The organism is Pasteuria ramosa, assembly GCF_056496785.1.
This window is the reverse complement of sequence record NZ_CP143099.1, coordinates 168,422-182,449: the sequence shown is the minus strand read 5'-3', so window position 1 is coordinate 182,449 and position 14,028 is coordinate 168,422. Positions and strand designations below refer to the sequence as shown.

8 protein-coding genes are annotated in these 14,028 nt (G+C 26.1%); 5 read left to right on the top strand and 3 right to left on the bottom strand.

Annotated elements, in window-relative coordinates:
• Positions 1-62: 62 nt before the first annotated feature.
• On the top strand, positions 63-629 hold the full coding sequence (locus VS182_RS00880; protein ID WP_479484671.1) for a SpoIIIAH-like family protein: 567 nt from the start codon (positions 63-65) through the stop codon (positions 627-629).
• Positions 630-964: 335 nt separating this feature from the next.
• Here VS182_RS00880 and VS182_RS00875 read toward each other — a convergent pair whose 3' ends face one another.
• From VS182_RS00875 to VS182_RS00865, 3 genes are all read right to left on the bottom strand, one after another.
• Positions 965-2,086 (bottom strand): hypothetical protein, encoded by a 1,122-nt coding sequence (locus VS182_RS00875; RefSeq protein ID WP_479484670.1) that lies wholly within the window; start codon positions 2,084-2,086, stop codon positions 965-967.
• A 1,297-nt stretch (positions 2,087-3,383) separates the two neighbouring features.
• Positions 3,384-4,787, bottom strand: a complete 1,404-nt coding sequence (locus VS182_RS00870) for a hypothetical protein (RefSeq protein ID WP_479492621.1) — start codon at positions 4,785-4,787, stop codon at positions 3,384-3,386.
• A 1,562-nt stretch (positions 4,788-6,349) separates the two neighbouring features.
• On the bottom strand, positions 6,350-7,522 hold the full coding sequence (locus VS182_RS00865; protein WP_479484668.1) for a hypothetical protein: 1,173 nt from the start codon (positions 7,520-7,522) through the stop codon (positions 6,350-6,352).
• A 2,559-nt stretch (positions 7,523-10,081) separates the two neighbouring features.
• On the opposite strand from VS182_RS00865, the gene VS182_RS00860 reads away from it, so the two are divergent.
• The 4 genes from VS182_RS00860 to spoIIAB all read left to right on the top strand — a co-directional run bounded on the left by VS182_RS00860 (position 10,082) and on the right by spoIIAB (position 14,017).
• Positions 10,082-11,407: a thymidine phosphorylase gene (locus tag VS182_RS00860; RefSeq protein ID WP_479484667.1), complete on the top strand. Its 1,326-nt coding sequence runs from the start codon at positions 10,082-10,084 to the stop codon at positions 11,405-11,407.
• Between the two features lie 285 nt (positions 11,408-11,692).
• A complete protein-coding gene (locus VS182_RS00855; protein WP_479492620.1) occupies positions 11,693-12,988 on the top strand; it encodes a serine hydrolase in 1,296 nt (431 codons plus the stop codon).
• A gap of 229 nt (positions 12,989-13,217) precedes the next feature.
• Complete coding sequence (gene spoIIAA, locus VS182_RS00850) at positions 13,218-13,571, top strand: anti-sigma F factor antagonist (protein ID WP_479484665.1); 354 nt, start codon at positions 13,218-13,220, stop codon at positions 13,569-13,571.
• Entirely contained in the window at positions 13,568-14,017 is a 450-nt protein-coding gene (gene spoIIAB / locus VS182_RS00845; RefSeq protein ID WP_479484664.1) for an anti-sigma F factor, read from the top strand. The genes spoIIAA and spoIIAB overlap by 4 nt, the downstream gene beginning before the upstream one ends.
• Positions 14,018-14,028: the final 11 nt, after the last annotated feature.

The window sequence follows — 14,028 nt, the reverse complement described above, 5'->3', positions numbered from 1 at the left end:
GAAATAAAAAAATTCAAATAAATTATGTAAGACAAATACAGAAGATATGGAGGCGATATTTAATGCCTATGCGTAAGCAAACAATTTGGTTAGTCAGTATGTTAATTATTATGCTTGCATTATCAGCATATTATATTGTTACAGGACCTATACAACCTAATGCTTGGCAAGGGGAAGCAGTTGTAGATCATATGAACAAAAAAGTTCCTAACAATGAAGCATTGCCAGAGGTTAAGGTTAATGCTGTTTTACCGACAGTGGCTGCTAATGCTAAAGAAGGAAGTGATTATTTTATAGGATATCAACTACAACGAACAACGCTAAGACAGCGTTTAACTGAAGATGCGATGAAAATTATTTCAGATCCTAAATCTTCGCACGAAGAAGTAGACAAAGCACAAAAAGATGTTGAATACTTAGCTAAATTAGATCGACAAGAAAATAATTTAGAAGAAAAAATTCGTGAACAAGGCTTTAAAGATGCGCTGGTTTTACACCAACATCCACAAGTTAGTATTATTGTTCAAAGCGAAACTTTAAATTCACAACAAGCAGAGCAAATCGTTCATGTTGCGCGTCAACATTTAGAAGTGGATCCCGTAAATATTTCTGTAGCATATAGAGTTTGATTTTTAAAACAAGACAAAAGCACCATAAATAAGATTTAATTTGGTCTTTGGTCTTGTTTTATATTAAATTTTAAAGCATGAAAAAATAAAATTTCTTGCATTTTAAAACTTGAATTATCTATTTAACCTGCTCGATTTACTTATTTGTACTTTCTCGGAAATATTAATATATAAAATTATTAATTATATAATTTAAACATAAAAATAACCATTATCATATTTTTTAGTTCATTCGATTAGATTATTAAAATCTCCTGACATAGGCTTTTGGACAAGCTCTTGTTTTTTAATTTCTTTTTTAATTCTTTTTTAACTTCTTATTAATTTCTTCTTTTTTATTTTACTGCTTTTCTTTGTTTAATATACAGAAGGCTAATGGAACCGATGAATAAACCTAATGTAGAAATAAATATATTATCTGTTAGTGACGTTGCTGTTAATGCTAATTTAGCATTGTGTCTTTTTCTTAAATTATGTTGATCTTGAACTGGAGCTGGATTAGAAGATTGAGTTTTTTCGAGTTCATCCATATCTATTGCTTCATATTTTGGCATATTAGAAGGATGATATTTTTCGCTGGTTAAAATAATGATTTTTGACCATTGATCAAAACATTCGCGGCGTTCTTTAGGCGTTTGTCCTTTTACGATGATTCTTCTATTATCAATTTTAAATGGCCAATCTTGAGTTTCTTTATCTAATATGTCTTCTAAGTTTTTAGATATATTTTTACCTTCAACATCCATTGGGAAGATTTCATTAACAATTTTTATTGTAAATTCGTGAACATTTTTCTGTAGGTCATCTATTTTTAAATTTTTAGGGAAATAAAAGATAAAAGGTGTTTTTTCATTTGATTCTGTAGGAACTTCCAATTTAAGTAATTCTTGGGGGTTATTATTTAGCATATTATTTATATCTCTAAAGCTATATTTACGATCTTTAGGCATATATAAGTTGATAGATGGCTTGTTTGGAGGAATTTTTTCAGTCTGTTGAGGTATATTCTCAGGTTGTGTTGATATAGGTTCTACAAGATTTTTTTCTTTATTATTTTCAAAAGACATCTTTTCTAGGTTATAATTTTCCTGTTTTTTATGTTTATATTTATTCTTTATATTTATTTTAGTTTTATTAGCATTTTTTTCATTCAGAGCGCTGAATTTTTTTTCTACAGATTGATTTTCTTTATAATTATCTTCTTTATTATTCACATTTTTATTTTCGGATGTGGTTTTAGGTTGTTGTGTATTATTCGTATCTTTCTTTTCAGGTACTACTTCTTCATTCGATTTTTCTTTATCAGATGATTTATGATTGTTGCTATCTTGAGTAGTTTGTTCTGTATTTTCTTGTTCCGCATAAGCTGTTTTACATAACAAACAGTTACTGCTGATAGTAGTTATAAGTAGCATTAAGTTTATAATGATGATTAAATTTCGTTTTAGATATGCCATTATATCGCACATCCTTATTTTTATATTTTTTTTGATTATAAGGATTTGGGAGATCAACATAATTTTTATTAAAATATATTTAATAAAAATTATCGCGAACTCTTAGGCGCATATTAACGGATTAATTATTTATCAGCAGTTAAATATAAACATTAAATAATTTTTAAATAAAATTATAATTAATTATAAAGGATATAATAATTTATTTCAACAATTAAATCGATATTTCAAATAATGTTATAAACAATATAACCTTAAGCATCATTTATATTTGATTATACTATATTATATAGACCAAATATACTTGTTATATAAATGAAAAAAGATCATTGCGAATTAAATTCATAGATATTTTTTCTGATAAGTTTGTCCAAAAATCAATATAAGAACCTAATCTAATTAACAAAAAGCTATGATAATGGCTATTTTTCTTTTTAATTTCATTAAAATTTTTAAAATATAAACAAAGATTTTGTTAGGGATTTTATTATCAGTTATAATTAATTGTTTTCATAAAAAATAAAAATATATTCAATGTATACCACTAATATCTTTTTATTGATTCATTTCTTAAAAAATAAAACTATTTGTAATATTTATGTATTTTTATAAATATTTTTATTTTAATAATCAAAATATTAGTTTTTTATATAAAAAGAATATAAAAAGAATATAAAACTCATATAAAACTCATATAAAAAGTATATAAAAATCATGTAAAAATTATGTAAAAAGTATATAAAGATTATGCAAAACTTATTCGAAAAAATAAATATATAAAATTAATTATTTTGCATTTTAATATTTTTAGGTAAAATTTTAAAAATAGCAATAAATAAAAATCTTCTTTACTAATTGGCTGGATTAGTTTTTCTGGACAAGTTCATTGAATATTTTATAATAAATCATTTTATATATATAATTTTATTTTTATATTTTAAATATTGAGCTTGTCCAATAACCCATGTTAAAGAGTGTTTAAGAACCTAATGTAATGCACAAAAAGCTATGATAATTGCTATTTTTGTTTTTAAATTACACCATTACTAATTGGCTATATTAATATTTCTGGACAAGTAAATTATAAAGTTATAATAATTCATTTATCAGATAAGCAGGAGCTTCAATTTTAGATATTATCTTCGGCTATTTTTCAAGCTTAAGAATTATAGATTTATCATCATTTGAAGCTCCTTGCTTCAGATTTTATTATCTTTTTTAAATCTAGTGTATAATTTATATATTTAATTATCATGATTTGTTTCTTTTCATATTTCCTCTAACTATATACATTTATTTATTTTCGATTTTTTTTTCGAAATCCTAACAATGCACCTATACCTGTTAAGCTAGCTAATATAGACATTACTATATTTTGTCCCATTGGAGTTGCTGTCATTGGTAATTTGCTTTTATCTGGAGGTGGCATATTAGGCGGTAGATCATTTTCTTTTTTTGATGTATCATCTCCTTTTACAATAGGTAATTGGTTGTTAACACCCTGGATACCTATAGGTTTATTTTGAGTAGGATTTATATATGATAATTTATTTATTAAATCTGGACTTTGCTTTATATCCAATGGAGTATATGAAGGTATATCTGGTAGACGATATTCTTTGCTTAAGAACATTAATACTTGAGCCCATCTATCTAAGCACATTTTGCGTTCTTTAAAGCTTGAACCTGTAATGGTAATATTCATATCACCTATTTTTAAATGCACATCTCTAGTTTCTTCTTTAAGAATTTCTTCCCATGTTTTTGTCAGATAGTTAGATTCTATATTTATTTCTATTTTAGAATCATTGTTTAAAAATTTATCTGATATCATAATAGCTTTTTGTATAACGTCTTCCCTTGTCATATCTGGACAATAGAAGGAATATTGTGTATGAGGAGAATTACGGGTGGGTACATTTATAGATATTATTTTATTTCTATTTTTTTCTATGATTGGTATTTGATTTTGTGTTATATTGTGTGGAATAAAGAAATTTGTATGATTATTTGTTACATGATTATTTGTTACATGATTATTTGTATGATGTTGAAAATTGTTTTTTACAGATTGGATATTAGGAGGATGGGTATCTGTCATAGGGATATTTTCTTGTTTATTAAAAATTAATTTCCGAGATTTTTCGATTTTTTGAATTATATCTTGACATATGTTGCTATCGGGTGGTAATAGTTCGTACCCAGGATTAACATCGTGGCCATTACTGGTAACTTGAGTGTATATTTTTTGTTCTTCGTGTATATAAATATATATTTTTTTTGTGGTTTCATTTTCATATACAGCGTTCAGGTTTTTATGAGAAAGTTTTAATCCTTGACTGATATGAGAAGTATGCCATTGATGTTGGTCTTTTAAATATTCTTTATAAGTTGCTTGTATTTTTTGTATGTTTAGGTTTATTCCTGTACTATGGCCATGCTTATTTTGGTGTTGTCGGTTCATTGCGTTCATATCTGGTTTTTGGCAGTTCATGGCTTTTGTATCTGGTTTTTGGCAGTTCATTGCGTTCATATCTGGTTTTGGTTGATTCATATTCATATTTGGTATATCTTCTGGCAAAGGATTCGTGTTCATCATGTTATATGCTTTAGAAACTAGCGTTGTATTAAATGCATATGGTGTAAACATGATAGAGGTTATAGATATGGTTATTAGAAATTGTTTTTTTAATTTCAACATATTTGGAATACCCCCTTAATTTTTATAAAGCTTTTTATATTTTTTAGCATATCTAGGATTTGATTTACAAATAATATTAATTTTTTATAGATATTTTTTGGTTTATTATTATATATTAATGCAACTTATATTTAAGCTTAATATTTACAATAATTAAATTTTATATTTAAATCATATTTTATCATTAGAAATATTTTTAAAAAATCAACATATTTTATTTATAAATTTATATGAGAATAGTTAATTATATTTATGAATATCAACCTTGTATAATTAATTAACTTGTTGTTAAATTAATTATACTATAAATTTAAATAAAAAGAAACATAAAATATTTTATTTTTAAATAATTTTAATTCTTTTTTACGGTTTTTTGATATTATTAATTATATTTTTAAAATCAAAAACCTATCACTTGAACATAGTGAAGGTTTTTGATGAATAATAAAGCAAGAGGATTTATGATAACTGAATTTATTCATATTAAATTAAAAAAATATATAAAAAATAATAAAATTGTTTTTAAACACTGTTTTTAGATATTTAAAGCTAGTAGTAATATTAGCTTGCCCGAAAACTTAATCTAAATAGAGTTCCAGAACTTAATCGAATGCACTAAAATTTATTATGGGCTTGTCCAATAACCCATATTAAATAGTGTTTAAGAACCTAATAGAATGCAGAAAAAGCTATGATAATGGCTATTTTGGTGTTTAAATTACCCCATTATTAATCGGCTATATTCATATTTACAGACAATTTTTATATAATTGGAGAGTTTATTGATAATATTAGAATTATTAAACCTCATAATATATAAATTATTCTTTAAAATCCTAAGCATTAAATGGATTTTTAAAAATTAAAATAAATAAAAGTTTTTAGGATTAATCGAAGTATTTTTACGTATAAGTCCCATTGATAGCTATAAATAGATATGATTAAAGTTGGGATAATTTGCAAATGTAGAACATCCATATTGAAATTTCCCAAAAACCCGTTTAAACAGAGAACCTAATAGAATGTAGAAAAAGCTATGATAATGTCTATCTTTGTGCTTAAATTAGATCATTAATAATCTATTATATTAATATTTATTTTCAATTTAATTGAAATTAATAACTTTTGCTATCTTTAGATATATTTTATTATCCTAAAATAAAAATATCATATATAGTTTGCATTAATTTAGATATTTTCATTTGACATAATTTTGATTTTGGTTTATTATATGAATATAAATAAAAAACAGACAAATAAGTTAATTAGAAATATATTTGCCTGATTTACACTTATTAATTTTGATCATAGTTAACATATTATTTATTCCGATTAATTATTTTATTATATTATTAGATCGGATATATTTTAATGAAATATTTAGTCATTATATTTAGTCATTATATTTAGTCATTATATTTAGTCATTATATTTAGTCATTATATTTAGTCATTATATTTAGTCATTATATTTAGTAATTATATTTAGTTATTATATTTAGTCATTATATTTAGTCATTATATTTAGTCATTATATTTAGTCATTATATTTAGTCATTATATTTAGTTATTATTTTTTTTTGTGTTTCTTAGTCTTAATAGTCCTAAAATACCTAATAATCCAGCAGATATTGATATTGCGATATTATTTGCTAAGGGAGATGCGGTGTTTGCCAGTTTCCCAATAGTATTTTTTCCTCCGTCGCTCGGTTCAGGAGCAGTTGTATCTCCCGCTACTTTAACTTTCGTTGGACTTTCTGATGGGGTATTATTTTTTGCAGAACTGGTTGGGTTGTTGTTTACTACAGTACTTATAGGTTTATTTTCAGAAATAATAGCATTAGGAGCGGCGACTACTAATTGTTTTACTTCATCTAGATCTGATTTATTTTTAACTACTACGTTAACATTTTCACCATTCGGCAATTTAATAGATACTTCTATATCATTATTATTTTTTAATATATATTCAAGATCTCTAATTGTTTTTGTATATTTAGTGCCACCAATACTTACAGTTATTTTGGTATTATCATTAGTATTTATATTATATTTATCATTTATATAAACTTTTATATTACCTTTATCTTTAGTTTCCAATGTTATATAGTTTTGATCATTATTTTTATAATTATGATTAACTATAATAGATCCATTTTGTGTACTGTAATGATGATTTCCATTGATAGGGGCGTTTGAATTAGTAGTTGAATAAGGAGTGGTCGAATTAGTAGTTGAATAAGGAGTGGTTGAATTAGTAGTTGTATCTTTTGGTTTGTTTAATAAGTCCTGTCTCTTTTTATATGCTTCATCTCTTTTTTTCTTAGATTCTTCTACTTCTGCTCGAACCTTAGTTTCTTCTTTTTTAGCCTCTTCCAAGTCACGGCTTTTTTCATTAAGATCGTGCAATGCTAACGTAAGTTCGTGATTTTGCTCGCCAGTGGGAGAGTAACCTGAACTTTTCTTCGATTTTATTGATTCTTGTATCGATAAATATTTTGATTTAGCCTTGGAATGTGCTTCTTCTTTTGCTTTCCGATCGGCTTCTTTTTCTTGCAGTATTTTTTCTTTCTTTTCCCATTGTTTGTCGGTGTAATTGTAGTCTTCGTTTGTGATCAAATAACTTCCCAATTCATTAGCTTTAATATATTTTAAAGTTGGTGTCATTAGAAATGCGGTTGTAAGCATGGTAGAGGTAGTCATAGATATTATTTTCAGGATTTTAGATTTATTCATCAGTGGGTAAGCTCCTTGTTTGGGTATAATTTATTTTTAGATTTTTCTTTGGTCTTATAGTTAATATTATCATCGCGATATTTATATTAAATATATTCTAAATGTTAATTAAGAACTATATTTTTGGAGATTATTTATCAGAATTTATAAAAGGGATATTATATACTTTGGTTTTAAAATAAGCTTTAATATGCTGATGATGATATTTTTATATAGAAATGATATTGGTTTTTAATTTATTTCATGCCTATTTTTATATATTAAGGTTTTTATATTATTTTAAATTTTGGAGGTTTACCGACTCATTATAAATACATTTATTTTATAAAAGTTTATTAATTTTTTATCAAGAATAATTTATTCGGTTTATATCTATTAAAAATATTTTGATATATAATAATTTAGTTATAATTATTTATTATGAATAAATATCTTTTTAATATTATTTTTTCAAAGCATTTATATTTTAGTAATTATTAATTTTAGATTGAAGAATAAAAATTATATCTATAATATATATTTGATAATGGACATACTTTTTTGAATATTTTTTATATGACTTGTTGATTTTTTGCTTATTTTTTTATAAACCATATAATTTATTCTATTATAATAATAATTTATTTAAGCTACATCTTATTTTGGTTCAGTTATATGCGTAATATCTTAAAAATGAGTTTGATTATTTATTTTGCAATTAGAGATATATTTTTATAAAATATTTATTTTTAATTAAGATTATATATTTTAATTTATTAGAGTTTTTTATCATCATAATTACATAATAGATTTTTTTAGAAAATATAATTAATAACTTTTTCTATTGTTTTGATGAACATATTAATTAATTGGAATTGTTCTTTAGCTCGGTTTTTATTATTGGATATTTTAGAGTATTTTTTAGTGCAATTTTATTTTCTTTAAATCTAATATAAAATATATTTATTTTTTATAATTATTTTAAATCTTTATTGTTCAGTAAATCTATTTCAATAACAATATAGATTGTTACAGATATTATTTTTAAAATTATTTTAAAAATAATATAAATCAATTTGCCTTTAATATGATTATACTATATTTATCGATGAAATAAAACATGAAATTATTAACTTTATAATATATTTTTACTTAATATTTTCATCTAAAAAACAAGTATCTTTTCTTTTTGTTTAGCTAAATAATAGGGATTTTAGCACCGTCTTGAATTCTTCAATTTAATTTATTTTAAAAATTAAATAAATAAAACATTATACAAATCTATAAATAAATTAATTATTTAGTTTTTTATATCTTTATATGATGGATTTGCTTTCTATAATTAAAAATACTATAAACATATAATTTGTAAAAAAGCGAATATATATTACTTATTACTTATTACTTATTACTTATGACTTATGACTTATTACTTATTACTTATTACTTATTACTTATTACTTATGACTTATGACTTATTACTTATGACTTATCACTTATGACTTATCACTTATGACTTATCACTTATGACTTATGACTTATGACTTATTACTTATTTTAAAAAGTTTATAAAATTTATTTGAACAATATATGACAAAAGGTTAATAGTAGTCTGTTTTTGTTTTTATAGTTATAAATAACAATGATCTAATTATTTTAATCATATATTAATGTTTGGCGAGCTATTTGAAATATTTTTTTAATTTAGTAAAATATTATTTTATTTTTTTGTATAATTAAATATAAAAGTAGAATTAATGAGGTGGATTGAAGTTAATATTCTTTTTTTCATATTATAGATTAAATTTTTCTATATTAATTGAGATTATTAGTACCAAGTGGTTGATAAAATTAATTTATTTGATAAAATTAAAATTTTAGTTTTTTAAAGATAGATATTTTTAGTTTGTATCTATCTATTACTTTTTTATCTATAAATTTTTTATCTATCTACAAATAATAAATAATAAAATTTATGATTTCTGTAATTATTGATTATAATATCATTTATAAAAGTTTGTGTAAATGGTTTTTGATTAATTATTGATGGTATTTTTATATAATTATATATTTTGAATTTAATTTTTAATTTTATATATAATTTATATTTATCTTTTATTTGCTTTGATTTTATTTTTCTATTTAATGATATCATATATGTTTTTTGCAACAGATCTATTTATAATAATTGCTTGACCTCAAACTAATATAAAGCGATTTTAAAGAACTAATCGAATGTAATAAAAGCTATAATAATGGCTATTTTTTTGTTGGGATTACATCATTACTAATCTGCTATATGAATATTTCTGGGCAAGTCTTAAGTTGAATGATTTTTTGGTTATGTTGGTATTTCTTTTTCGGTGTTGTTATAATTGGCTGGTGTTTGTTTTTTATAATATTTTTATTTTAATGATATGTTTTGTCTATTTTAAAATCTGTTACATGTATTTTTATATTTTATTATTTTCTGTTAATTAAATTTGTTGATTATAGTTTTGTTCTTATATATATATTAATATATATTTTATTTATATATTAATATTTACATTATTTAAGAATTGGAAGTGGTATTTTATTATGAGTTTTTCATTAGATGTTGTTCGTATTATCAGAGATAAGCGTGATGGTTTAGAGATTAATGATCGAGATATGCAGCAATTGATTAAGGGATATGTTTCTGGTTTGGTTCCTGATTATCAGATGTCTGCTTTAGCTATGGCTATTTATTATCAAGGTATGACGATTTCGGAGATTGTTAATTTAACTTATGCATTGGCTGATTCTGGGCACAAGATTAATTTTTCTGGGCTACCAAGTGTTATTGTTGATAAACATAGTACAGGTGGTATTGGCGATACGACAACGCCTATTTTAATTCCTTTGGTTGCTGGAGCAGGTTTAACAGTTGCTAAGCTGTCAGGGCGTGGTTTAGGTTATACAGGTGGTACTATTGATAAATTGTATGCTGTTCCGGGTATATCGCTTGAGATGGATCTTGCTAATTTTGAGAAACAGATTAGAGATATAGGTATCGGTATTATGGCTGCTACCGATAAATTGGCGCCTGCTGATAAGATGTTATATGCACTTAGAGATGTTACCTCTACGGTTGAATCCTTGCCTTTGATTGCTAGTTCTGTTATGAGTAAGAAGTTGGTTATTAACTCCGAGGCGATTGTTTTAGATGTTAAAGTAGGTCGTGGTTCATTTATTTCTAGTGAAGCTGAGGCTGTTAAACTAGCAGAAATTATGGTTAAAATCGGTCAAAGAGTTGGTCGGAAAGTTGTTGCTCTAATTACTAATATGGATTTTCCTTTAGGTTCTGCTATTGGTAATGCTTTGAGTATGCAAGAAGTCTTTTCAATTATCCAAGGTGGCGGTGATAAGACGCCGTTAAAAGAATTGTCTTTAATCTTAGGTGGATATATGTTGTCTTTGGGAGGCTTGGTTGAAGATCCTCGTTTGGGTATTGAGAAGTTGGAACAATTAATTTTAAGTGGTAAAGCGATGGATTTTTGCCGTAAATGGATATCTTCACAAGGTGGAGATGTACGTGTTTTAACTGATTTTTCTCTTTTACCACAAGCTCGTTTTCAAGAGACATTTTATGCGATGCAGACAGGTGTTATTAAGGGTATAGATGCTTTAGTTATAGGTCAAGCATCTTTGTGTTTAGGTGCAGGTAGGCAGCGTAAGGAAGATGCAATCGATCTTGCTGCAGGTGTTATGTTGCATGTTAAACCTGGTGAACAAGTTTTCCGTGGTACGAAGTTAGCGACTTTGTATACTAATAATGAATCGGCTATCATTACGTCGTTGCGTATGGTAAATGAGGCTTTTTCTTGGTTAGAAAATGGAGAAACTTTCAAAGAGAGACCACTAGTTCACAGGGTGATTTCTTGATTTAAGTTTATTGTTTATAAAATATTAAAATATTTTATATTTTTTATAAATTATATAGTTTGTAAATCCAAATTATGATCTTATTTACCTTTTCTGAGGTAATAGGATCATTTTTGGTTGATTTATGGATTATAAAAAATCAAAATATTTTAATTAAAATTCGAGACATTTTACACTGATATTTTGTACAGACTATATTTAATTATTATGAGGCAGTTATTTTTTCTTATTTGATAAGAATGATTATTTTATAAAATAGTATTTTGGGAAGGGGTTTTAGCTGCAATGCTTTTTAATTTGATGCAGCGTTTGGGTTTAAAATTATTTATTTGCGTTGCTATTTTAGGGAGTAATTTTTATACTGTTGATGCAAATGAAAAAGCGGTTGAAAATCATAAATTTGCTTTTTTATTTCATATAGCTCCTATTAAAAGCGCATCTCCTACTGAAAAAGCTCAGTTGGAATTGGCGCCAAATGCCAAATCTGCTATTTTACTTGATGCGGATAGTGGCGAAATTTTATTTGCCAAAAATCAAGATGCGGCTTTGCCGCAGGCTTCGATTACGAAACTTATGACTTTATTCTTAGTTATGGAACATATATCTAAAGGTAAAATTAAGTATAGCGATTATGTCCAAGCTAGTTCATATGCTTCTTCTATGGGTGGATCGCAGATTTTTCTATCCCCGGGTGAAAAAATGACAGTGGAAGAGCTAATGCGTGCGGCGGCAATAGCTTCTGCTAATGATGCTTCCGTTGCTCTTGCTGAGTATATAGCGGGTACAGAATCGCAGTTTGTTGATATGATGAATGAGCGTGCAAAAAATTTGGGTTTAAAAAATACCTTTTTCAAGAATTGTACGGGCTTGCCAGCTGATGGACATTTTTCTTCAGCTTACGATATTGCGATGTTAAGTAGATTTTTCTTGAGAATGTATCCTGATATTCTTAAGTTTACCAGTTTATCTGAAAGTTATCTTCGTAAAAATCAGACAAAGCCTTTTTGGTTAGTTAATACTAATCGTTTGATTAAGTTTTATAAAGGGGTCGATGGTTTAAAGACTGGTTTTACAGGAAATGCGGGTTTTTGTATTTCTTCAACAGCTAAAAGGGATAATTTACGTGTTATAGCAGTTGTTATGGGTGAACCCAGTTCGAAGGTTCGTAATGCGGATATTGCGGCGATGTTTGATTATACTTTTGCAAATTATAAGCGTCATATTATTTACAAAGCCGGTACGACCATAGCTCGTTCAAAGATTAAGGGTGGCGTTATTGAAGATTTAGTGATTAAAGCCCCTTATGATATAGGTATTTTGCTTAAGAAGACAGGTGTGAATTTTAATATTAAAACAAAATTAAATATGAATCCTTTGATAGCACCTTTGAAAAAAGGTACAAAGATAGGTGATTTTGTGATCAAAGTTAATGGTATTGATCGCTTGTATCTCCCTTTAATTTTAAATCAATCGATAGATGATACTAGCACTTTTGAAGGTATTAGAAGATGGTTTCGTGATTTGTTTATCGAAAATGATGATGGTTCTATTGCTAACATATTGCCAGAAAAAGCTATTTGATAATATTTTATTTTTAATATCTTTAAAAACAAGAGGCCGATTAAACCTCTTGTTTTTAATTATGTACACAGCAGGAACGGGTCATTTATATCTCGAAAACATTAGCTTCGGCTATTATACTTAGGCTTACGGCAAGTTATTTTTATGTTATCTTAACTTTGTTTTTACTGAGTTTTTTGTATATTTGTTTTTTATAATTATTATATTGTAAAAAAAAGGGGATTTATGTATGAGCTTGCAGTTTCAAATGTGTGTTTTGCAGCACGTACTAGTTGTGCGTTTAAGTGGTGAATTAGATCATCATACAGGAAAGAAGTTACGTGAAGTAGTAGACGATGCTTTAGCTAAAGGTGAGATATCTGATGTTGTTTTTAATATGGAAGAACTGACCTTTATGGATAGCTCAGGATTAGGTGTTATGTTAGGACGTTATAGGCGTATAACAAAAAATGGGGGTCGTTTAATTTTTTGTTCTGTTCAACCTGCAATTTTAAGATTAATGGAGATGGTAGGTTTATGTAAATTGGCTACACTGTATGATAGTGAGCGAATTGCGGTGGCTTCTTGTGAGGTGGCATCATGATCAAAAATTTTATGGAAATAAAGTTCGCAAGTTGCTCATCGAATGAATCATTTGCTCGAATTGCGGTTGCTGCTTTTGTATCTCAGTTAGACCCGACATTAGAGGAATTAACAGATATAAAAACGGTTATTTCAGAAGCTGTTACTAATGTTATTATTCATGCCTATGAGGATACAATACCTGGTATGGTCCATATTTCTGTCGCCATAGATAATGAAGAAATTTCTATTACTGTTAGCGATACAGGTATAGGTATTGCCGATGTAGAACGCGCGAGGCAACCTATGTATACTTCGAAAGTGGATTTTGAACATGCAGGTATGGGATTCGCCATTATGGAGCATTTTATGGATAATATAACCGTTTCTTCCGAAACTAATAAGGGTACTGTTATACATATGGTTAAGCGCTTAAAAGCTAGTAATAAAGTAGCTGTTGTGAATTGAGGGATGGATAA

Bases quoted from the DNA above. Each gene is read 5' to 3' on its own strand.
- VS182_RS00880 (WP_479484671.1), top strand. From the start codon at position 63: ATGCCTATGCGTAAGCAAACAATTTGGTTAGTCAGTATGTTAATTATT.
- VS182_RS00875 (WP_479484670.1), bottom strand. From the start codon at position 2,086: ATGGCATATCTAAAACGAAATTTAATCATCATTATAAACTTAATGCTA.
- VS182_RS00870 (WP_479492621.1), bottom strand. From the start codon at position 4,787: ATGTTGAAATTAAAAAAACAATTTCTAATAACCATATCTATAACCTCT.
- VS182_RS00865 (WP_479484668.1), bottom strand. From the start codon at position 7,522: ATGAATAAATCTAAAATCCTGAAAATAATATCTATGACTACCTCTACC.
- VS182_RS00860 (WP_479484667.1), top strand. From the start codon at position 10,082: ATGAGTTTTTCATTAGATGTTGTTCGTATTATCAGAGATAAGCGTGAT.
- VS182_RS00855 (WP_479492620.1), top strand. From the start codon at position 11,693: ATGCTTTTTAATTTGATGCAGCGTTTGGGTTTAAAATTATTTATTTGC.
- spoIIAA (WP_479484665.1), top strand. From the start codon at position 13,218: ATGAGCTTGCAGTTTCAAATGTGTGTTTTGCAGCACGTACTAGTTGTG.
- spoIIAB (WP_479484664.1), top strand. From the start codon at position 13,568: ATGATCAAAAATTTTATGGAAATAAAGTTCGCAAGTTGCTCATCGAAT.